At 73.9% G+C, this 20367-nt stretch carries 19 protein-coding genes; 6 read left to right on the forward strand and 13 right to left on the reverse strand.

What is annotated here, in order from left to right; all coding sequences use genetic code 11:
• The 3 genes from RZ84_RS08495 to RZ84_RS08505 form a co-directional block, all read left to right on the forward strand.
• Positions 1 to 1631, forward strand: a 1631-nt coding sequence (locus RZ84_RS08495; protein ID WP_241777624.1) for a glycoside hydrolase family 15 protein, incomplete at its 5' end; no start/stop codon positions are given.
• Positions 1632 to 1661: 30 nt separating this feature from the next.
• Positions 1662 to 2417 (forward strand): SDR family oxidoreductase, encoded by a 756-nt coding sequence (locus tag RZ84_RS08500; RefSeq protein WP_043263783.1) that lies wholly within the window; start codon positions 1662 to 1664, stop codon positions 2415 to 2417.
• A gap of 438 nt (positions 2418 to 2855) precedes the next feature.
• A complete protein-coding gene (locus RZ84_RS08505; RefSeq protein ID WP_043262718.1) occupies positions 2856 to 3740 on the forward strand; it encodes an IS982 family transposase in 885 nt (294 codons plus the stop codon).
• Positions 3741 to 3759: 19 nt separating this feature from the next.
• Here the strand turns inward: RZ84_RS08505 and amaP are convergent, their stop codons facing one another.
• The 8 genes from amaP to RZ84_RS08545 form a co-directional block, all read right to left on the reverse strand.
• Positions 3760 to 4365 carry an alkaline shock response membrane anchor protein AmaP gene (amaP, locus tag RZ84_RS08510; protein WP_043263784.1) on the reverse strand — a complete coding sequence of 202 codons (606 nt, stop codon included), beginning with the start codon at positions 4363 to 4365 and terminating at the stop codon, positions 3760 to 3762.
• A gap of 7 nt (positions 4366 to 4372) precedes the next feature.
• Positions 4373 to 5092, reverse strand: coding sequence for a DUF6286 domain-containing protein (locus tag RZ84_RS08515; protein WP_043263785.1), 720 nt, complete (start codon positions 5090 to 5092; stop codon positions 4373 to 4375).
• On the reverse strand, positions 5089 to 5481 hold the full coding sequence (locus tag RZ84_RS08520) for a hypothetical protein (protein WP_043263786.1): 393 nt from the start codon (positions 5479 to 5481) through the stop codon (positions 5089 to 5091). The genes RZ84_RS08515 and RZ84_RS08520 overlap by 4 nt, the downstream gene beginning before the upstream one ends.
• 6 nt (positions 5482 to 5487) lie before the next feature.
• On the reverse strand, positions 5488 to 5688 hold the full coding sequence (locus RZ84_RS08525; protein WP_043263787.1) for a hypothetical protein: 201 nt from the start codon (positions 5686 to 5688) through the stop codon (positions 5488 to 5490).
• 36 nt (positions 5689 to 5724) lie between these two features.
• A complete protein-coding gene (locus RZ84_RS08530) occupies positions 5725 to 6201 on the reverse strand; it encodes an Asp23/Gls24 family envelope stress response protein (RefSeq protein WP_043263788.1) in 477 nt (158 codons plus the stop codon).
• 519 nt (positions 6202 to 6720) lie between these two features.
• A complete protein-coding gene (locus RZ84_RS08535; RefSeq protein WP_043263789.1) occupies positions 6721 to 7500 on the reverse strand; it encodes an enoyl-CoA hydratase/isomerase family protein in 780 nt (259 codons plus the stop codon).
• A 114-nt stretch (positions 7501 to 7614) separates the two neighbouring features.
• Positions 7615 to 7836 (reverse strand): helix-turn-helix domain-containing protein, encoded by a 222-nt coding sequence (locus RZ84_RS08540; RefSeq protein WP_043263790.1) that lies wholly within the window; start codon positions 7834 to 7836, stop codon positions 7615 to 7617.
• Between the two features lie 350 nt (positions 7837 to 8186).
• A complete protein-coding gene (locus tag RZ84_RS08545) occupies positions 8187 to 9785 on the reverse strand; it encodes an ABC-F family ATP-binding cassette domain-containing protein (RefSeq protein ID WP_043263791.1) in 1599 nt (532 codons plus the stop codon).
• A 220-nt stretch (positions 9786 to 10005) separates the two neighbouring features.
• On the opposite strand from RZ84_RS08545, the gene RZ84_RS08550 reads away from it, so the two are divergent.
• Positions 10006 to 10410 carry a VOC family protein gene (locus tag RZ84_RS08550; RefSeq protein ID WP_043269410.1) on the forward strand — a complete coding sequence of 135 codons (405 nt, stop codon included), beginning with the start codon at positions 10006 to 10008 and terminating at the stop codon, positions 10408 to 10410.
• Positions 10411 to 10509: 99 nt separating this feature from the next.
• Here the strand turns inward: RZ84_RS08550 and RZ84_RS08555 are convergent, their stop codons facing one another.
• From RZ84_RS08555 to RZ84_RS08565, 3 genes are all read right to left on the reverse strand, one after another.
• A complete protein-coding gene (locus tag RZ84_RS08555) occupies positions 10510 to 11952 on the reverse strand; it encodes a hypothetical protein (protein ID WP_078893639.1) in 1443 nt (480 codons plus the stop codon).
• 204 nt (positions 11953 to 12156) lie between these two features.
• Positions 12157 to 13284 (reverse strand): alpha/beta hydrolase, encoded by a 1128-nt coding sequence (locus tag RZ84_RS08560; protein WP_043263793.1) that lies wholly within the window; start codon positions 13282 to 13284, stop codon positions 12157 to 12159.
• A gap of 111 nt (positions 13285 to 13395) precedes the next feature.
• Positions 13396 to 14064 (reverse strand): class II aldolase/adducin family protein, encoded by a 669-nt coding sequence (locus RZ84_RS08565; protein WP_043263794.1) that lies wholly within the window; start codon positions 14062 to 14064, stop codon positions 13396 to 13398.
• A 479-nt stretch (positions 14065 to 14543) separates the two neighbouring features.
• Here RZ84_RS08565 and RZ84_RS08570 point away from each other — a divergent pair, with 479 nt between their 5' ends.
• Positions 14544 to 15833 (forward strand): inorganic phosphate transporter, encoded by a 1290-nt coding sequence (locus RZ84_RS08570; RefSeq protein WP_043263795.1) that lies wholly within the window; start codon positions 14544 to 14546, stop codon positions 15831 to 15833.
• A 28-nt stretch (positions 15834 to 15861) separates the two neighbouring features.
• Positions 15862 to 16092 (forward strand): hypothetical protein, encoded by a 231-nt coding sequence (locus RZ84_RS08575; RefSeq protein ID WP_043263796.1) that lies wholly within the window; start codon positions 15862 to 15864, stop codon positions 16090 to 16092.
• Positions 16093 to 16289: 197 nt separating this feature from the next.
• Here RZ84_RS08575 and RZ84_RS08580 read toward each other — a convergent pair whose 3' ends face one another.
• Together RZ84_RS08580 and RZ84_RS08585 are read right to left on the reverse strand one after the other, a co-directional pair.
• Positions 16290 to 17690: an extracellular solute-binding protein gene (locus tag RZ84_RS08580; protein ID WP_043263797.1), complete on the reverse strand. Its 1401-nt coding sequence runs from the start codon at positions 17688 to 17690 to the stop codon at positions 16290 to 16292.
• A complete protein-coding gene (locus RZ84_RS08585) occupies positions 17687 to 20365 on the reverse strand; it encodes a VWA domain-containing protein (protein ID WP_043263798.1) in 2679 nt (892 codons plus the stop codon). The genes RZ84_RS08580 and RZ84_RS08585 overlap by 4 nt, the downstream gene beginning before the upstream one ends.
• Between the last annotated feature and the right edge of the window lie 2 nt (positions 20366 to 20367).

Genomic DNA, 20367 nt, shown 5'->3' on the forward strand with positions numbered 1-20367 from the left:
GGCGGCTCGCCCCGCGCTCCTCCGAGGCCCGCGCGCGGCGCTCGTACCGCGGTGACTCGCTCCTCCTCGACACCGTCTGGGAGACCCCCGACGGCAGCGTCCGGGTCACCGACTTCATGCCGCAGCGCGACCGGATGCCCGATGTCGTGCGGATCGTCGAGGGACTGCACGGCAGCGTCGCGATGCGCGGGGTGCTGCGGCTGCGGTTCGACTACGGGCGGGTGGTGCCCTGGGTGCGCGCCGCCGAGGGCTCCCGGGTCGCGATCGCCGGGCCGGACTCCGTGTGGCTGCGCACTCCGGAGGACGGCAGGACCTACGGCAAGGACTTCAGCACCTGCTCGGACTTCACCGTCGCGGCGGGCCGGCGCGCCGCGTTCGTGCTGACCTGGCACCCCTCGCACGAGCCCCGCCCGGACCTGATCGACCCCTTCCAGGCGCTGGAGGAGACCCTGGAGGACTGGCACAACTGGTCCGCGCGCTGCCGCTACACCGGTCCGTACCGGGCCGCCGTGGTCCGCTCCCTGATCACCCTCAAGGCGCTCACCTACGCGCCCACCGGCGGCATCGTCGCGGCCCCCACCACCTCGCTCCCCGAGGAGCCGGGCGGGGTGCGCAACTGGGACTACCGCTACTGCTGGCTGCGCGACGCCAGCCTGACCCTGAACACCCTGATCTCCGCCGGGTATCTGGACGAGGCGGGCGCCTGGCGGGACTGGCTGCTGCGCGCGGTGGCCGGCGACCCCGCCGACCTCCAGATCATGTACGGGCTGGGCGGGGAGCGGCGGCTGCCGGAGGCCGAGGTGCCCTGGCTGTCCGGTTACTCCGGCTCGCGGCCGGTGCGGATCGGCAACGCCGCCGTCGAGCAGCGGCAGCTCGACGTCTACGGCGAGGTGATCGACTCGTTCCACGTGGCCCGGACGGCGGGGCTGCCGGCCGAGGCGCACGCCTGGAGCATCCAGCGGGCGCTGGTCGACTACCTGGAGTCCACCTGGCGCGACCCCGACGAGGGGATCTGGGAGATCCGTGGCCCGCGCCGGCACTTCGTGCACTCCAAGGTCATGGCCTGGGTCGCGGCCGACCGCGCGGTGCGGGCGACCGAGACCGACCCGAAGCTCACCGGGGACGTCGACCGCTGGCGGGCGATGCGCGACGAGGTGCACCGGGAGGTCTGCGAACGGGGCTACGACGCCGACCGCGGCACCTTCACCCAGTACTACGGCTCGGCGGAACTGGACGCCGCGACGCTGCTGATCCCCCGGGTCGGCTTCCTCCCGGGCGACGACCCCCGGGTGCGCTCCACCGTCGACACGGTGCGCCGGGAGCTGACGTCCGACGGTCTGGTATGCCGTTACAGCACCGCGGGCGGTTCCGTCGACGGACTGCCGGGCGGCGAGGGGACGTTCGTGGTCTGCTCGTTCTGGCTCGCCGACGCGCTCCAGCTGACCGGCCGCCACAAGGAGGCCCGGGAGCTGTTCGAGCGGCTGCTCGCGCTGCGCAACGACGTGGGGCTGCTCTCCGAGGAGTACGACCCGGCCGCCGGACGCCAACTGGGCAACTTTCCACAGGCGTTCAGCCATATCGGCCTGGTAAGGACCGCGTTCGGACTGTTCGGCGCCCCGGGGCCCGACTAGGACCATGGACCTCGGGTGCAGACTGGGGCCATGGATCTTGGACTCACCGACCGGACATATCTCGTCACCGGAGCGACCCGCGGCCTCGGCTTCGCCACCGCCCGCGAACTGGTCGCCGACGGCGCCAACGTCGTCGTCACCGGACGCACCGAGGAGAGCGCCGCCAAGGCCGCCGCCACTCTGGGCGACCGGGCGCTCGGCGTCGCCGCCGACAACGCCGACCCGGAAGCCGCCGCCCGCCTGGTGTCGGCCGCCCGCGAGCGCTTCGGCCGACTGGACGGCGTACTCATCAGCGTGGGCGGCCCGGCCCCCGGAACGACCGCCGACAACACCGACGACCAGTGGCGGACGGCCTTCGAGGCGGTCTTCCTCGGCGCGGTACGGCTCGCCCGCGAGGCCGCCGCGGTACTCGACGAGGGCGGCGTCATCGGCTTCGTCCTCTCCGGCTCCGTCCACGAGCCGATCCCCGGGCTCACCATCTCCAACGGCCTGCGCCCCGGCCTCGCCGGCTTCGCCAAGTCCCTCGCCGACGAGCTGGGCCCGCGCGGCATCCGGGTCCTGGGCGTCCTCCCCGGGCGGATCGCCACCGACCGCATGACCCAGCTCGATTCGCTCTCCGGCGACCCCGAGGGCACCCGCGCCCGCAACTCCGCCACCATCCCCCTGGGCCGCTACGGCCGCCCCGAGGAGTTCGGCCGCGCCGCCGCGTTCCTGCTGTCGCCGGCCGCCTCGTACATCAACGGGGTCATGGTCCCGGTGGACGGGGGCGCCCGCCACGGCTTCTGAGAACGGCGGCGCCGCGGACGGGCACCCGGGGGCCGCGGGCCGAGGGGCTGTGGGGGCTGTCCGACGGGGCAGGGTCGGACCGGCTCCGGCATCCGGCGCGGTGCGGCCGGTGACCATCCGAAGAGCCGAGGCGGAGCGAGCGAAGCGGAGCACGAGGCGCCGCGCCGGACGCCGCGGACCCGGCCATGACCCGCCGGACGGGCCCAGGTCCTGTCGTCACACTCCCGTCGTCCGCCCGAAGGGCGGCGGTCGGGAGACCGACGACAGGACCTGGCTCCATTGCCGGTGACTTTACGGCTGCCGAGTGCACCGGGCGGGAACGTCTCCGCGGATCAGGTGGTCGAACTGGTCTCCATGTCACCGGCATTGGGCCTAGATGAATGAGTCCGATGTTTGTGCTGGCCGCGACCATGGCGAAGGGCGCCCGTTGGCTCGTGTGTGACGACAAACCTAGACGCCCTTCTGGCGGCACTCTACGTGTTCATCGACGACCATGTGGCCCCTCGTCGCCGGATCGGGCGACCCCCGAAACTGACAGACGCCGAACTGCTGTGCCTGGCCGTCGCCCAGGTCCTGCTCGGCTTTCCCTCTACCCGTCACTGGATCCGCTTCGCGCACGCCCGCCTACGACACCTCTTCCGCTACCTGCCCCAGCAATCCGCCTACAACAAGCGCCTGAACGCCGCCGGCCCACTGATCTCGGCCGTGCTCCAGGCACTGGCCCAGCAGGTGCCCACCTGGCACGACAACCTGCGCCTGGTCGACTCCACCCCACTGCCGTGCGCCGCCTCCCGCCAGACAGTCAAACGCTCCGAACTGGCAGGGCACGCCGGATACGGATACTGCCCCAGCCATTCCCGCTTCTTCTGGGGCTTTCGGCTCTACCTGCTGACCACCGCGGAAGGCATGCCCATCTCCTGGTGCCTGGCCCATCCCAAGATCGGCGAACGGGAGGTGATGACCGCACTGCTGGAACGCGACCACCACCTCGTACGCTCCGGCCAAGTGATCCTCGCCGACAAGGGCTTCGCCGGAAGGGAGTTCGAGGCGTTCCTGACCGAGAGCCTGGGCGTCCATCTGGTGCGTCCGGACCGGAAGGACGAGCCCGTGCGACACGGCCGTCTCGCCCGTGTCCGCCAATGGATCGAGGCCGTGTTCGCCACACTCAAAGGCCAGCTCAGCCTGGAACAACACGGAGGCAGAACCCTGCCTGGAGTGTTCGCCCGCACCGGCCAACGACTCCTCGCACTCGCAGCAGGTGTCTGGCACAACTGGACCACCGGCGCCAAGATCAAACGATCCCTGACCGCCTTCGACCACTGAGAACATCGGACTCATTCATCTAGCTCACCCGCTCCGGCCGGTGCCGCACCGCCCGCAGCCGGACCTCGGCGGGCAGCCGTGCCAGGCCCGCCGAGGTCCGCGCGTGCGCCAGCGCCTCGTCGGACAGCCGCAGCACGACGGCCCCGGGATCGGCGTGCGGGGCCAGGGCCAGCAGAGCGCGCAGCCGCGGCTCCGTGCGGCGGCCGGTCAGCAGGACGGCGGCCCGCTCGACGCCGTCCAGGGACTCCGCCTCGGCCGTCAGGACGGTCTCCAGGGCCCGGCCGCGGACCACCGCGCCCTCGCCGTCGCCGCTGTCGACCAGGACCTCACCGAGCCGGTGCCGCCGGAGCTGGGCCAGCAGCCACCACAGGAACAGCGCGACCAGGACCACCAGGGCGGCGATGACGGCCGGCCACCACCAGCCGCGGTCCGTCCAGCGGGTGCGGTCGCGGGCGGGCAGCAGGACCGCGTCGGGTCGGGCCCAGGGCCACCCGGCGGGGAGGCCGAGGTCCAGCCGCGCCGGCAGGCCGAAGCCGCCCAGCAGCACCAGCCCGCCGACCGCCAGCAGCACGGCGCCGGTCAGGCCGAGCAGCAGCCGGTTGACCGTTGCGCGGGCCCTGGGCATGGCGCGGTCACCCCTTCCCCGGGTCCTTCGGGCGCCGTACGTCGACGGTGAGCGCCGGCCGGTGCGCCAGGCCCAGTTCCCGCAGCCCGGCGCCGAGCGCGGTGTGCAGATCGCGGCGGACCGCGTCCAGGTCCCGGAAGTGCGCGACGGCCCGGGCGTGCGCCCGGCGGCGGCCGACCGTCATCCGCACCGACTGCACCCCGGCGACCTCCATGGCCCGGTCGCGCAGCACCAGCGCGGCGGCCGGCCGGTCGAGGCCGGCCCGGACCCCGGGAGCGGTGCTCCGCATCGGGAGCACCGCCCGCAGCCCGGGAGTGACGGCCAGCGCGATCAACCAGATCCCCAGCACCACCGCGGCAGCCGCGCCGCCCAGCACCCAAGGGTCGTCAAGGTGGCGGGTGGCCAGTTCGTCGGCCAGCTCGCGGCGCCAGGCCGCCGCCGGCCGGTGGGCACGTACCGCCGCCACGTCGTACAGCAGCAGGCCCGCGCCGGCCAGCAGCACCAGGGCGACCAGCCCCGACGGCACCCGGCGGGCCGACCAGAAGCGGCCGGCGCGCCCGCCGCCGGCCGGGTCGGTGTCCGGGTGCGCGCCGGCGTCCGGGGCCGGGCCGCCCGGGGAGGGCGGCACCGCCCTCGCAGATCCGGTCAACCCGGCCGCGGCGCCGGGCCGTTCACCGGGTGCGGCCGGCCGCCGGTCGTCGCGCCGCGCGCCGCCGTCCTCGCTCATCGCACCCGCCCCCGGCCCCGGTCCGCGAGCTGCGGGGAGTGCAGCAGCTCGACCCGCACCACCACCCCGGACACCGTCATGTCCGCCAACTCCCGTATGCGTTCGGTGACGTGACGTCGTACCAGCCCGGCGTGCGCGCCGATGTCGACGGGATAGCCGAGTTCCACGGCGATGTGCAGCCGGGCCTCGCCGAAGGGCGGCCGGACCTCGCGGCGCCGTACGGTCACCGTCGCGTGCGCGTCGGTGGGGTCGTCGGGGCACGCGGCGCGCAGCGCCTCGCGAGCCGCCCGTGCGGCGATCTTCGCCACCACCCGGTCGGCGATCGTGGTCGCGCCCCGCTCACCCGCCGGTACGCCGGCGGTACCGGCCGGCGCGGACACCGTCGCCACCCGGCCTCACCGCCGCCGGCCGTCGCGGTCCCCGGTGCGGGGGGTGCGGAAGAAATCCCCGGCCTCCAGGTCCCCTTCGAGGAATCTGCCGGCCATGAACCCGACGGCGCCCAGCGCCGCCACCAGAACGAACGCGCCGAACCCCCCGAAGTATCCGGCGAAGCCCAGCGCCATCCCGGCCACAAGACCGACCACGGCCATGCTCATCGTGCGCTCCTTCGCTGCCGCTGCGGCCGGGCGAGGTCACCGGAGCCGCGGCTCCGGTGCACCGGCCCCTTCCGCCCCGTCCGTCTCGTCCTCCTCGTCGGGCAGCTTCACATCGACCACCGCGATGTTGACCTCGACGACCTCCAGGCCGGTCATCCGCTCCACGGCGGAGATGACGTTCTCCCGTACCGCCCGCGCCACGTCCGCGATGGCGACGCCGTAGTCGACCACGATCTCCAGGTCCAGCGCCGTCTGCACCTCGCCGACCTCGGCCCGCACCCCGCGCGTCGCGGGGGCCGACCGGCCGCCGGGCACCCGGTCGCGGACCGCGCCGAGTGTACGGGCCAGACCGCTGCCCATCGCGTGGACGCCCACGACATCGCGGGCCGCCAGCCCGGCGATCTTCTCCACGACCCCGTCGGCGATCGTGGTGCGGCCACGCGACCCGGGGTCGCCGCCACCCCGCTTCACCGGCGGTGTCCCCGCGGCTGCGCTGTGCTGGCTCTCGGTCATCGCGGTGCGCCCCTTCCGAGCCGCCCGAGGGGGAGCGGGCCACCCGCTCCGTTCCCCACAGTAGGTGCGGTTTCCCGGGCCCGCTCCGGGGACGCGGCAGCGGAGTGCCGCACCCGGCCGCCGCGCGCCCCGCAGCCCGCCGGAGACGCGGCCGGGATCGGGGCGATACGGCGACCGGGAGCGGGCGGTACGGGCCCGGAACTGCCCGGTGGATCAGGCCGGACCGGCCCGTGATCAAACATCCAGGGGCCGGGGGTCGGACAGCCCCTGGGCCCTGTCGTCACACTCCCGTCGTCCGCCGAAGGGCGGGCCGGGCGGCGTCCGGTGCGTGCTCTCGGCGTGCCGGACGACGGCCCCTGTACTGGACCCCTGTACTGAAGTACTGGGGTCGTTGCCCGGTGCGGCGAAGGGGATCCCCCCGGCCCGAGCCGTGCGAAGCCGGTTCGGGCCGGGGGCGCGTGCTTCGAGGGTGGGGGCGCGCGCAGAGCGTCGGCAGACAGGCGGGAGTTGAGACAGGGCCTAGTCCCCGACGCCCGCCAGGTCCCGCAGTCGGCGGGCCTGGGCGGCCCGTTCGGCGCGGCGCTGCTCCTCGTACGTGCGGCCCGCGGCGCCGGCCAGCAGGGCCTTGGTCTCGATGACGGCGTCCCGGGGCGCGGCGGTGAGCGCGGCGGCCAGGTCGGCCACCGCGGCGTCGAGTTCGTCTCCGGGGACGACGAGATTGGCGAGGCCGATCCGCTCGGCCTCCTTGGCGTGCACAAAGCGCCCGGTGGCGCAGATCTCCAGCGCCCGGGCGTAGCCGACCAGCCCGACCAGGGGGTGGGTACCGGTCAGATCCGGTACGAGTCCCAGGCTGGTCTCGCGCATGGCGAACTGGACGTCCTGGGCCACGACCCGCAGATCGCAGGCGAGCGCGAGCTGGAAGCCCGCGCCGATGGCATGGCCCTGTACGGCGGCGATGGACACCAGGTCGTTGCGCCGCCACCAGGTGAACGCCTCTTGGTATTCGGCGATGGTGGCGTCCAGTTCACCGTCCGTACCGCGTGCCAGGTCGAGGAACGACGGCTCGCCGTCGAAGCCCTCGGGGGTGAACGCCTGCCGGTCCAGGCCCGCGGAGAAGGACTTGCCCTCACCGCGCAGCACCACGATCCGTACGTTCCCCGGCAGCAGCGAGCCCGCCTCGGCCAGCGCCCGCCACATGGCGGGCGACTGTGCGTTGCGCTTGGCCGCGTTGGCGAGCGTCACCGTGGCGATCGCGTCGTCCACGGCGAGCCGGACACCGTGCTTGTCGAGCAGAGTCATGAGGGCGCCTCCGAGTCAGCCAGCCGCACCTGCGTGCGTAAGTGACTGAACGGTAACCTCCCGGCCGACAGTTCGGACGGCCGGGGGCACCGTCTTCACCCGGAGTCGCGGCCGTCAGACCGAGGCGGCCTTCTTGCCCCTCGTGGCTCCGCCGCGACCGCGCAGGACCACACCGGATTCGCTGAGCATCCGGTGCACGAATCCGTAGGAGCGACCGGTTTCCTCGGCCAGCGCCCGGATGCTCGCTCCGGCGTCGTACTTCTTCTTCAGGTCTGCCGCGAGCTTCTCGCGCGCAGCGCCGGTCACCCGGCTGCCCTTCTTCAGAGTCTCGGCCACCCGTGCCTCCTCGTGGGAAGTGCGCTCTGGACTCTCATGATCACCCCTCCCCGGCTTCCTGGCCACCCATTCCGCAAGGTCTGTGCGACATCCTTTGCCGTCCGGCGTGCGACCGGGGCGCCCGGAATTCCCCGTTCCGCGCGCCCCGCGGGGCGGCCCCGCCCGGCCGTCCGCGAGAACGGGCAGGTCAGATGGCATGCGGCCGAAAAGGGGACGGCCGGGCCCGGGGGGCACGGCAGGGCGCCGCAGGCTCGCCGGTGTACGAGCCGTTCTCACTCAGATGATGGATCACGGCTGAGCCGAATGATCCATCCGGCATGATCCATCCGCCGGGATCGGCACGGCCCCGGTCAGGCCAGCGCGACCAGGTCCGCGTAGTCCTGGCCCCAGAGGTCCTCGACACCGTCGGGCAGCAGGATGATCCGCTCCGGCGCGAGCGCGTCGACCGCGCCCTCGTCGTGCGTCACCAGCACCACCGCGCCCGTGAAGGTGTGCAGCGCGCCGAGGATCTCCTCGCGGCTGGCCGGGTCGAGGTTGTTGGTGGGCTCGTCGAGCAGCAGCACGTTGGCGGAGGAGACCACCAGCGTGGCCAGGGCGAGACGGGTCTTCTCGCCGCCGGAGAGGACCCCGGCGGGCTTGTCGACGTCGTCCCCGGAGAAGAGGAAGGAACCCAGGGTCTTGCGGATGTCGACCAGGTCCATGTCCGGGGCGGCGGAGCGCATGTTCTCCAGGACCGTGCGGTCCGGGTCCAGGGTCTCGTGCTCCTGCGCGTAGTAGCCGAGCTTGAGGCCGTGGCCGGGGCGGACCTCTCCGGTGTCCGGCTGCTCGACGCCCGCCAGCAGCCGCAGCAGGGTCGTCTTGCCGGCGCCGTTGAGGCCCAGGATGACGACCCGGGAGCCCTTGTCGATGGCCAGGTCGACGTCGGTGAAGATCTCCAGGGAGCCGTACGACTTGGACAGGCCCTCGGCGGTGAGCGGGGTCTTGCCGCACGGCGCCGGGTCCGGGAAGCGCAGCTTGGCGACCTTGTCGGACATCCGCACCTCCTCCAGGCCGGCCAGCAGCTTGCCGGCGCGCTTGGCCATGTTCTGCGCGGCGACGGTCTTGGTGGCCTTGGCCCGCATCTTGTCGGCCTGGGCGTTGAGCGCCGCGGCCTTCTTCTCGGCGTTGGCGCGCTCGCGCCTGCGGCGCTTCTCGTCGGCCTCGCGCTGCTGCTGGTAGAGCTTCCAGCCCATGTTGTAGACGTCGATCTGCGAGCGGTTGGCGTCGAGGTAGAACACCTTGTTCACGACGGTCTCGACCAGGTCGACGTCGTGCGAGATGACGATGAAGCCGCCGCGGTAGGTCTTGAGGTAGTCGCGCAGCCAGGCGATGGAGTCCGCGTCGAGGTGGTTGGTCGGCTCGTCGAGCAGCAGGATGTCGGAGTCCGAGAAGAGGATCCGGGCCAGTTCGACGCGGCGCCGCTGACCGCCGGAGAGGGTGTGCAGCGGCTGGCCCAGGATGCGGTCGGGCAGTCCGAGGCTGGCGGCGATGGTGGCGGCCTCGGCCTCGGCGGCGTAACCGCCCTTGGTGAGGAACTCGGTCTCCAGGCGCTCGTACTTCTTCATCGCCTTCTCGCGGGTGGCGCCCTTGCCGGTCGCCATCCGGTCCTCGTTCTCCCGCATCTTGCGGAGCACGGCGTCCAGCCCGCGGGCGGAGAGGATCCGGTCGCGGGCGAGCACGTCCAGGTCGCCGGTGCGCGGGTCCTGGGGCAGGTAGCCGACCTCGCCGGAGCGGGTGACCGCGCCGCCGGCCGGGGTGCCCTCGCCGGCCAGCACCTTGGTGAGGGTGGTCTTGCCGGCGCCGTTGCGGCCGACCAGGCCGATGCGGTCGCCCTTGGCGACGCGGAAGGAGGCGGACTCGATGAGGATTCGGGCGCCGGCACGCAGCTCAAGGCCGGAAGCGGTGATCACGGAAAAACTCCAGGGCAGGAAGACGGCGGGTTGGACGGACGGTCCGAGAGCGGTCTACGCCGTCTAATGAACCCAGAGGAGAACTGCCATGCAGGCAGTCTAACGGGCCGGTGCAAGTCGTTTTCCGGCGTTGTCAGACCCCGCTGCGAGACTGTGAGAGATGACACAGGAGTCCGGGCGGCGGGCGCCGTCCGGCCACGCGAGAGGTGCGGTGATCAGCATGGCAGGTACGCCGACGATGTACCCGACGGTGCTCTACAGGGACGCACCGGCCGCCATCAAGCAGCTGACGGAGGCGTTCGGCTTCACCGTCGGCGCCCAGTACGAGACCGACGACGGCACGGTGCTGCACGCCGAACTGTCCTACGGGAACGGCACGGTCATGCTCGGTTCGAAGGGCCGCGGCGGCCCCTTCGACGAGGCGATGGGAGACGCCGGACCGGCCGGCGTCTATGTCGTCGTCGAGGACGCCGACGCCCACTTCCGGCGGGCCGAGCAGGCCGGGGTGGAGATCCTGATGCCGCCCACGGACCAGGACTACGGCTCGCGGGACTACATGGCCCGGGACCTGGAGGGCAACATCTGGAGCTTCGGGACGTACGCGCCGGGCGGCACGGGGGACTGATACGCGCCGGGCGGTGCGGGGGACCGACCCGCCACCGCCCGGCCCCGGCAGGGCGGTGGCCAAGGCCTTTCCGGCCCCGGCCCGCCCACCGGAGCGGCCCTACGCCCCGCCCGTGTGGACCTGGAAGGCCGCGCGGCGGACGGCCTTGGCGAGTGCCGGATCGGGGTGGGCCGCGGCCAGCGCCACCAGCACCTGCACGGTGCGCGGATGGCCGACGGCGCGTACCTCCTCCAGCAGGCGCGGTACCGAGCCCTGGACCGCCGAGTCCAGGTGCCGGACCAGGAGTTGGGTCTCCCCGTGGTCGGCGACGGCCGCCGCGGTGTCCACCCACAGCCAGGTCGACTCCTCGCGGGTGAGGACGTCGGGGGCGGACTCCGGGTCGCCGCCCTCGTGCTCGACGAGCCACAGCAGGGCGTAGGGCCGCAGGCCCGGTTCGTCGGCGGCGGCCCGGACGGCGGGCTCGGCCGGGGCGCCGACCGCGCGCAGCGCCTCGAAGGCCAGCCCGCGCAGCAGCGCGTCCTCGCCGCGGGCCACGGTCAGCAGTTCCTCGACGGCGGCGCCCACGGAGCGGGCGGCGAGCCAGGCGCGGTATTCGGCGCGGGCCGGCCCCGGGGTCAGCCGGGCGCAGCCGCGCAGCATCGCCTCCGCGGACTGCTCGATATGGCCCGCCGGGCTCTGCGCGGCGACGCAGATCTGCTCCAGCTTGACCCACACCGACCAGTTGCCGAGCGGCGTCAGCCGGGCCTCGGGCCCGTGGTGGCCGCCCTCGTGGGAGCCTTCGGGCGCGCCGTCCGGCGGCACCAGCGCGCCGACCGCGAGCAGTGCGTCCAGCGCCCAGCCCAGGAGTTCGGCCAGCGACGCCCCCGCGGCGTCGCTCGCCGTCCCCGTGGCACCGGCACCGTCCGCGGCGGGGGCGTGGCCGGAGGGGACCTCGCAGCGTTCGGTGCGCAGTTCGGCGACGCGCTGGTCGAGCATGTCGAGCAGTACCGGCAGCCGTACCGGCCCGGCCGACAGATGCAGCAGGGACAGCAGTTGCGGTACCGCCTCGACGACTTCGGCGACGATCGTCGGGCCGGCCCCGGCCGGGATGGGCAGGGCCAGCGACCAGGCGTCGAAGAGCGCGACCCAGCCGCGCAGCACCGCGGTGTCGTCGCGGTCCCAGGCGCGCAGCCGCCAGCCGGGGCGGGCGATGCCGTCGTGGAGTTCGACGAGTCCGGCGAGCCGGGCCCGGTCCCAGTCGACGCGGACCTTCCGCGGGGTCAGCCCCAGGGCCGCGGCGGCGCGGGAGACGGCGTCCGGCGGCAGCGCGCCGTCCGGGCCGGCCCGCAGGGTGCCGGCGGCGCCGTCGGCCCAGCGGGCGAGCCGGGCCGCACCGGCCAGTACGGCACGGGCCTGGCGGGCCAGTTCCGCGGGCGGCGGCGTGCCCTCGGGCGGGCGGGGCGCCGGGCGGGCGGCCCGGGTGCTCACCGCCCGGCGGGCGGCGGCGATCGGTTGGCGTGGGACGAGTCGGAGCCGGGAGTCGCGCGGAGTACGGGACGTCACAGGAGCAGTCTTGCGGCTGACGGCCCGAAAGCCCAATCGGACCCCGTCCCGCGGCCTGCCGGACGCCCGCCATCCGGCCGACCCACCCCCGATATGGGGAGTTGTCCGGCCGTACGCCCCGGCGTCACCGTCCGGTGGCCGGCGCGGGCGCGGGCACGGCGGCTCCGGCGGGTCCGGCGGTCGCCGTTCGCCTGTCCCGGCCGGCTACATCAGCGGTGTCAGGAAGCGGCGCAGGGTCTCCTCGTAGTGGTCCGGGTCGGCGTTCCACATCGCGGCGTGCGGGGCGTGCGGGACGGGCTGAAGGGTGATCAGGTCGGGGCGGCGGGCGGCGAAGTCGCGGGAGGCCGCCCAGGGGGCGACGGTGTCGCCGGGGCCGTGGAAGAGCAGGGTGGGGACCTGGAGCGCCTCGGGGTCGGGGGCGTCGGCCGGGCGGTCCACGGGCAGTCCGGTGGTGCCCTCGGCGGCGCGGACGACCAGCGGCAGCAGGGCGCGCGGGACGTGCCGGGCGGCGGCCAGCGCGCACAGGGTGGCGTGCCGGTCGAGGACCGGGGAGTCCAGGACGAGTCCGGAGATCCGGTCGCGCAGCGCGGAATTGGCGGTGGCGCGCAGCGCCATGGTGGCGCCGGTGGACCAGCCGTGCACGATCACGGTGCGGGCGCCGTAGCGGACGGCATAGCGGATCGCGGCGTCCAGGTCGCGCCATTCGGCGTCGCCGAAGTGGTGGATGCCGTCGGCTGAGCGCGGGGCGCCGAGGTCGTTGCGGTAGGCGAGGTCGAGGACCGGCAGGCGGTGGCGGGCCAGGAACGGCATGACCACCATGGGGTGTTCGCGGGTGGTGCCGATGCCGTGGACGGTGATGACCCAGGTGTCGCGGACGCCGGGCACGAACCACGCGGGCAGCGGCCCGAGTTCGCCGGGGACGTCGACGTCGGCGTAGGGGATGCCGAGGGCGTCGTGGGGGTTGCCGATGTGCACCTGCGGCGTCATCCGCATCCGGGTGCCGGGGCGCAAAGTGCCGTGGGTGACCCGCTCCAGGCGGCGGACGACGGCGTCCGGGGGGTGCGGGGTGCCGTGCACGACGGGGCCGGCGACGGCGTGGCAGCCGGCGCCGGCGAGGCCGTAGATCCCGGGCCGCAGGGACGCGAGACTGCGGGTGAGGATGATGCGGTCGCCGTCGGCGGAGTGCACGGTGAGGCGGGGGTCGCCGGGGAGCGGGTGGTCGGGCGACGGTTTCAGGGCAATGTCGCCGGCGTACCGCCCGACCGCCAGGGCGGCGGCGCCGGCACCGATCACGGTGGTGGCGGTCGCCGCCGCCACGGTTCCCAGTCGCACCTTCCCAGTGTGCGCAGCGCCGCCGGACCCGGCCACCGGGCGCCCGGACGGCCCGCCGGACCAGCGACGATGCGCGTCGGCGGGTCCGCGCGGGGTGGCTATGAAGGGTGGCTATGCGAGGTGGCCGGCGCGCTGGCCGTAGCCGCGCAGCCGGTCCGCCGCGGCGTCGAGCTGGGCGGCCGACAGCAGGCTGGGGGTGTGGCCGGGCACGGAGCTGGCGGCGAGCCAGACCCGGCACATCCACTCCAGTTGGGCGGTGCGCTCCAGTGCCTGGTCGAGGCTTGCGCCGTAGGCGATGGTGCCGTGGTTCTGGAGGAGGGCGGCGGTGCGGTCGCGGAGGGCGCCGAGCATGTTGGCGGCCAGTTCGTCGCTGCCGTAGAGGGCGTAGGGGGCGACGCGTACCGGGCCGCCGAGCGCGGCGGCCATGTAGTGGATCGGCGGGAGTTCGGTGACGAGGGTGGAGACGGCGGTGGCGTTCGGCGCGTGGGTGTGCACGATCGCGGCGGCCGGGGTGTGGCGGTAGACGGCCAGGTGCAGCGGAAGTTCGCTGGTCGGGCGGAGTCTGCCGATGATCTGGCGGCCGTCGAGGTCGACCGCGGTGGTGTCCGAGGGGCCGAGCCGGTCGTAGGGGATCCCGCTGGGGGTGACGAGGACGAGGTCCTTCACGCGTACCGAGACGTTGCCCGAGGTGCCGACGACGAGGCCGTCGGCGACCGTGCGGCGGGCGGTGGCGACGAGTTCGCTCCAGGCGGCGGCGAGGTGGTCGGGGTGGTCCTTCATGGCGTCCTCCGGCGCGGTGCGGCAGAAAATGCGGAAAGGCGATCGGGGTGCACGACACCGTACGGGCAGGCCGGGGCACCGTACGCCATCGCGCCATCTGCCCGGTATCCCTCACATAGGGACGGCTGTACCACTACGGGCATTTGGCCGGACATCAACCCCCTTGCGGCGATCATCCCCTAACGTCGAGTGAGCCGCACCCCTCGCATGTCACGACCAGGGGGACCCATGACACGTGAGCGAACGGCTCGTTCGACCTGTGGGCGAACAGCCCGCTGCCGGGCACCCGGGGCCGCCGGACCGGGCCCCTGGCCCAGCACGAGAAGATTGCGGACGGATGAGGCGGAAGTGGTCTGTGGGACACCTCCGTGTGAACACTGCGGGTGCGTCACCGCGGCGCTCGACAGAGTTCACTTTCCGTTCACCCGCCGTCCGTACGGTCCCGATCGACATGTCCATCGAACTGATTGCCTGGGTGAATGGAACACATCACGCTTCTCATCGGGATCGTGATCGTCACGGCCTTGGTGTTCGACTTTACGAACGGCTTCCACGACACGGCCAACGCAATGGCCACCACCATTTCCACCGGGGCACTGCGACCCAAGGCCGCGGTGGCGATGTCGGCGGGGCTCAATCTTGTCGGCGCGTTCCTGTCCGTCGAGGTGGCCAAGACCATCTCCGGGGGCATCATCGACGAGAGCGCCGGCATCAGACCTGAAGTGATCTTCGCCGGTCTGGTCGGCGCCATCGTCTGGAACATGGTGACCTGGCTCGCCGGACTCCCCTCCAGCTCCTCCCACGCCCTCTTCGGCGGTCTGATCGGCGCCACCCTGGTCTCCGTCGGCACCGGCGGGGTGCACGGCGAGGCCGTCGTGATGAAGGTCCTGATCCCGGCGGTGGCCTCGCCGTTCGTCGCGGGCCTCGCCTCGATGGCGGCGACCCGGCTCACCTACCGGCTGGCCCGCGGGCGCGACAGGACGGACACCGCCAAGGGCTACCGCGCCGGCCAGATCGGCTCGGCCGCGCTGGTCTCGCTGGCCCACGGCACCAACGACGCCCAGAAGACGATGGGCGTGATCACCCTCGCGCTGATCACCGGCGGGGCCGTCGCGCCGCACTCCGACCCGCCGATGTGGGTCATCGCCTCGGCCGGCACGGCCATCGCGCTCGGCACGTACCTGGGCGGCTGGCGGATCATCCGCACGATGGGCAAGGGCATCACCGACATCCAGCCGCCGCAGGGCTTCGCCGCCCAGACCGGCGCCGCGGCCACCATCCTGGCCTCCTCCCACCTCGGCTTCGCGCTCTCCACGACCCAGGTCTGCTCCGGTGCCGTGATGGGCTCCGGGCTGGGCCGCAAGGGCGGCGTGGTGCGCTGGTCCACGGCCGGGCGGATGGTCGCCGCCTGGGCGCTGACGCTGCCGGCCGCCGCGGTGGTCTCGGCGGGTGCCGCGTTCCTGGCCGACCAGGGCAGCTGGGGCGTCGCCGCGGTCGCGGTGTGCGCGCTCGCGGTCTGCGGCGGCATCTGGGCGGCTTCCCGGCGCAAGCCGATCGACCACACCAACGTCAACGACACCAACGTCAACGAGGGCTCGGCGGCGGAGCCGGTGGGCATCGTCACCGCCGCGCTCCAGACCGTCTCCCCTCCCCCGGCAGGCACCGCGGCCCCGGTGGCCCCGGCCGCCACCGAGGCGGAACCCACCACCCTGCCCGCTCAGTCGGCGCAGCCCGCACAGCCGGCGCAGCCCGCGACGGCCACCCCCTAGCGGCCCTCACCGAAGGAACGAACACACCATGCACATCGACTGGGCGGCTCTCGGCCAGGTCTTCGGCGTCACCCTCGTGGTGACGGTCGGGATCGTGGGCCTGTTCACCGTCGGAATCGTGGGGACGTCCCGCAAGCCGGCCGCGGACGGCGCGGCGGCCACGGCACCGGCCGCGGGCGCGCGGGCCGGGGCGCTGGTGGCCTTCGCGCTGTGCGCGGTGGCGGTGGCGTACGGGATCTATCTGATCGTGGCCACCTGAGCACACGGTCTCCGCTGTGAAGGGGAACGGGGCGTCCACCGGGCGCCCCGTTCCCCTTTGGCTCGTTTCCCTCTTCCCTTTGGCCCGTTCCCCTTTTCCCCTTTGGAACTCTTTCCCCCTTGGGAACTCGTGTCCCTGTTCCGCGTTTTCCGCCCCCGCGCACCGCGCGATGTCCGCCCGTGCGCGGACGGGGCCGGTCAGCCGTTGCGTCCGCCGAGCGCCTCGTCCGCCTCCCGGGCCAGCTCGTCCGCGATGGCCGTACCGCCGGTGCTGTTCAGGTACTCGGAGACCCGGATCTGCACGACCTTGCTGAAGGTCTGGTAGTGCGCGCTGCGCGGACGCGGTTCGGCGGCGCGCAGGGCCGCGTAGAGGGTCCGGGTGTAGGGCGGCGGCTCCTGGCCCGGGGGGACCGGCGGCCGGCCGGTGGCGCCGTGTTCGCCGCGCTGCGCGTCGCCGGGCGGCAGCGGGCAGCGCGGCGTGGCGGTCCCGGTGCGGTAGGCGGAGGCGCGGGTGGCCGCGAACCCCCGCTCCAGCAGGCAGCGTTCGCTCTTCGGGTCGGTGAGCGCCTCGATCAGGGAACGGGCGCCGGCCGGGCGGGTGCTGTCGGCGGCGATCGCCAGGTTCTGGCCGCCCAGTACGGAGATCCGCCGGCCGTCGGTCGGCCGGCCGGGCAGTTCGGCGACATCGAACTGGACGCCGGGTTCGAGCTTCTCGGCGACCGAGGCGTACTCCACCGGCCAGTTGCGCATGAAGAGGGCGCGGCCGTCGGCGAACCAGCGGCGGCTCTCGGTCTCGTCCATCGCGGTGGCCTCGTGCGGCATGATCGAGTCGAGCTGGTCCTTGAGCGCGGTGACGCCGAGTTGGAGCGAGCCGACCTGCTCGCCCTTGGTGAAGCTGGTCGCCTCGGGGTCGCCGCCGTTGGCCCAGGCGGACTCCAGGGTGTTGACGGTCAGCCCTTCGTAGGGGCGCAGTTGGGCGACCAGGCCGTAGAGGGTGGGCGCGGCCGGGGTCCTCGTCCCGCCGGCGGCGGTCCCGGCAGCCCTGGCCTTGCGGTTGTAGGCGCCCGCCACCTGGACGGCGATGTTCTTCAACTCGCCCCAGTTGCTGGGCGGCTGGTCGTATCCGTAGTCGTGCAGGATGTCCTTGCGGTAGTAGAGGAGTCCGGCGTCGGTGTTGAACGGGACGGCCCAGACCTTGCCGTCGTACCGGGTGGTCTTGACGACGCTGGGGAGGAAGTCGGCGTCCAGGCTCGTGCCCCAGGGACGGATGACGCCCGCCGCGGCGAACTCGGCGGTCCAGGCCACATCGATGTTCAGCACGTCGTAGCCGCTGTTGCCGGACTGGCCGGCGGCCAGCAGCTGGCTGCGCTGGCCGTCCGCGGTGTCCGGGAGCTTCACGATCCGCACGGTGCGGCCGGTGTGCCGCTCCCAGGCGCGGATCAGGTCCTGGCGGACCCCGGAGCTGCTCAGGTCGCTGCCGGTGGCCAGCACGATGGCGCCCTCCTCGGGGCGCGGCGGCGGCCCGGACGTGCAGCCGCCGGCCGCGGCGGTCACGAGCAGGGCGAGGAGGGCGGCGGGCAGCGCCGCGCGGGCCCTCACCGGTCCCCCGTGCCCGCGGAGCCGATCGAGGCGACCAGTCCGGCCAGCAGCTCCGGTGCGTCCGGACCACCGGGTACGCACTGGCCGTTGGAGGCGCGGGCCAGCCCCTGGAGGGCGAAGGTGTCGCAGCCGGAGCGGCCCATCGCCACCGTCAGGACCGGCACCGGGGGCCCGTTCTTGAGGAGTTCGGTCAGCTTCGGCTCCACGCCGCGGTCGCGCCCCGCCGCCCCGTCGTCCTCGTCGAGGAGCAGCACGACGGCGCTGTTGCCGCCGCTGCCGGCCGCCTTCTTCAGCTCCGCCACCGCGGTGGTCAGCGCCTCCTCCATCGGGGCGCCGTGGTCGACGAGTTCACCCTTGGCGATCCGGTCGAGGGCGGCCTTTCCGGGGGCCGGGTCGGCGCTGCCGAGCGGGACGAGCGGGCGTACCGCGTAGGGGTTGCCGGGGTGCGTGCGGTCCGGGAAGGTCCACAGGCCGTAGGTGTGGCGGGCGCCGACCATCTCCAGGACGCGGCCGGCCGCCGCGGTGGCGACCGGGAGTTTGCCGCCGCCGGCCATCGAGGTGGAGGTGTCCATGAGGATCAGCAGCCGGCTGGCGCGCTGCGCCCGGTCGTAGCCGGCCAGCACCCGGCCGACCTGGTCGGGGCCGGCCGTGAAGGGGACGACGGGGGCGGCCAGGTCGATGTCGGCGGCGGTGTCCAGGAGCGGGGAGTCCGGAGCGGGGCGGGGCGTCGTGCCGTCCCTTCCGGGCACCCCGCGGTAGCCCTGGCGGGAGAGGACGGGCTGGCCGCCGTGCGGATCGCGCAGCCAGTCGGCGAAGCGGGCGACGGCGGCCTGCCGGGTCGGGGCGTCGGCGACGCCGCTCCAGTCGACCCGGACCAGCGGATGGTCGAGCGCCGGGACGTTCTTGGGGTAGTACGCCGCGTACCGCTCGCCGGGGGCCGGCGGCCGGGCGAGGGCCGGGCAACTGCCGGTGGCGTGGCCGAGGTTGTAGTCGGCGAGGGACTTCTCGGAGACCAGTGGCGCCGAGCGGGCGCCCTGGCCACTGCCGGGCCGGTCGGGGCCGGCGTCCGGACGGAGCGAGCAGAGCAGTTCGGTGCTGCCGGCGTACTGGCTGCCCGGCGCGGTCAGCCGGCTCTCGGCGTCCCGGGCGAGGGCGGGGTCGAGGGAGCTGGACGGGTCGATGTGCGAGCCGTCGCCGGCGAGGTAGAGGCCGAGGGTGTGCAGCAGGCCGGTGCCGGAGAGCACCGGGCTGGGGCGCAGCAGCCTGAGGTCGCCGTGCCGGCTGTCGGTGCCGGTGAGCAAGTCCTGCCAGGCGGCGACCTGTTCGACGTTGTCCGGGCGCTTGCCGGCGGGGATGCCGACGACCAGGGGGCTGTAGGCGACCGGGCCGGTGTCGTGCAGGGTGGCCGGGGAGCCCTTGGGCGGCATACCGCGGCGGGCCTCTTCGTAGTCGGCGGTGGATTCGGGGATCCACAGGTCCGGCTGGGGGCCGGGCCGGTAGAGGGGGTCGGCACCCTTGGCCGCCTCCTTCCCCTGGGTCCCGCCCCGGCCGGTGCCGCCGCGGGCCTCGCCCTGCCAGCGGTCGGCGGCGGCGAAGCCCTGGTCGATCTGGTCGTCGGCGGCGGAGTAGACGGTGATCTGGGACCGGCGGCAGCCGTCCGGGAGGTCGCCCTCCCCGGTCAGCGGGCGGGTGTTGGTATCGGACATCTCGTACGCGAACGCGGCCTGGCGGAGCGCCGGTTCGGCCTCGGGGGCGGTCAGCAGCCGCAGTTCGAGGGCGGGCGGGCAGTCCGGGAGCGGGCTCAGCACGCGGTGCGCGATCAGCCCGGCGGCGGCCAGCACGAGGACCGCGCACAGCGTGACCAGGAGCCGGAGGCGGCGCCGTACGGGCCGGACGACGTGCTGGTTGATCCAGCGGCGCCGGCGGATCCGCGGCGGGGTCGGCGGCCGGTCCTCCGGGGTGGCGAAGGAGAGGATGACGTCGTCGAGGGTGTTCTGCTTGGCGGAGCGCGGCTCCCAGACCTCGCCCATCGGGGTCCGCTCGTCGGCGAGCCGTTCGCGCAGCGCCCCGACCAGGTCCTCGAAGGTGACGAACCGCCGGCCGGGGATGCCCTCTTCGAGGATCCGCACCAGGGCGCGGGTGAAGAGGGTGCCGCCGGCGGGTTCGCCGCCGCTGAAGATCCGGCGGTTGGGCTGCGCGGCCATCAGCAGCGACATGGGCTTGCGCAGCGCGTGGAAGGCGCCGTCGGCGTTGCCGGAGTAGCAGCACTCCAGGACGACCACGATGCGGTCGGCCCGCGCGCTGTCGAGGCAGGAGAGGACGGCGTCCTGCCAGGAGACCGTGGTGTGGCGCCGGCGGTGGTCCGAGGCGCCGACCAGGAGCCGGAGGTCGCCGCCGTCGCTGCCGACCCAGCCGTGGCCGGAGAAGTGCACCAGCAGCAGGCCGCGCGCCTCGTCCGCGACGGCCTTCAGCGCCCGGCTCAGCTCCTCGGGCTCCCGGGGTCGGCAGATGACGACCTCGTCCGCGGTGAACAGGTCGGTGCCGGGGCCGGTCAGCGCGCGCCTGAGCTCGTCGGCGTTGGCCTCCACGGCGGGCAGGGCGGGGTGCGTCTGGTAGTCGTGGACGCAGATCAGCAGCGCCCGGTTGGTCTTGCCCCGTGCGTCGTACTCGGACATGC

Origin of the sequence: Streptomyces sp. CT34 (assembly GCF_000805335.1) — a bacterium.
Classification (GTDB): Bacteria; Actinomycetota; Actinomycetes; order Streptomycetales; family Streptomycetaceae; genus Streptomyces.

What these genes read in the sequence shown, in the direction of transcription:
- RZ84_RS08500 (WP_043263783.1), top strand. Translation starts at nt 1,662, where the DNA reads ATGGATCTTGGACTCACCGACCGGACATATCTCGTCACCGGAGCGACC.
- amaP (WP_043263784.1), bottom strand. Translation starts at nt 4,365, where the DNA reads ATGCCCAGGGCCCGCGCAACGGTCAACCGGCTGCTGCTCGGCCTGACC.
- RZ84_RS08515 (WP_043263785.1), bottom strand. Translation starts at nt 5,092, where the DNA reads ATGAGCGAGGACGGCGGCGCGCGGCGCGACGACCGGCGGCCGGCCGCA.
- RZ84_RS08525 (WP_043263787.1), bottom strand. Translation starts at nt 5,688, where the DNA reads ATGAGCATGGCCGTGGTCGGTCTTGTGGCCGGGATGGCGCTGGGCTTC.
- RZ84_RS08530 (WP_043263788.1), bottom strand. Translation starts at nt 6,201, where the DNA reads ATGACCGAGAGCCAGCACAGCGCAGCCGCGGGGACACCGCCGGTGAAG.
- RZ84_RS08535 (WP_043263789.1), bottom strand. Translation starts at nt 7,500, where the DNA reads ATGACTCTGCTCGACAAGCACGGTGTCCGGCTCGCCGTGGACGACGCG.
- RZ84_RS08550 (WP_043269410.1), top strand. Translation starts at nt 10,006, where the DNA reads ATGGCAGGTACGCCGACGATGTACCCGACGGTGCTCTACAGGGACGCA.
- RZ84_RS08565 (WP_043263794.1), bottom strand. Translation starts at nt 14,064, where the DNA reads ATGAAGGACCACCCCGACCACCTCGCCGCCGCCTGGAGCGAACTCGTC.
- RZ84_RS08570 (WP_043263795.1), top strand. Translation starts at nt 14,544, where the DNA reads ATGGAACACATCACGCTTCTCATCGGGATCGTGATCGTCACGGCCTTG.
- RZ84_RS08575 (WP_043263796.1), top strand. Translation starts at nt 15,862, where the DNA reads ATGCACATCGACTGGGCGGCTCTCGGCCAGGTCTTCGGCGTCACCCTC.
- RZ84_RS08585 (WP_043263798.1), bottom strand. Translation starts at nt 20,365, where the DNA reads ATGTCCGAGTACGACGCACGGGGCAAGACCAACCGGGCGCTGCTGATC.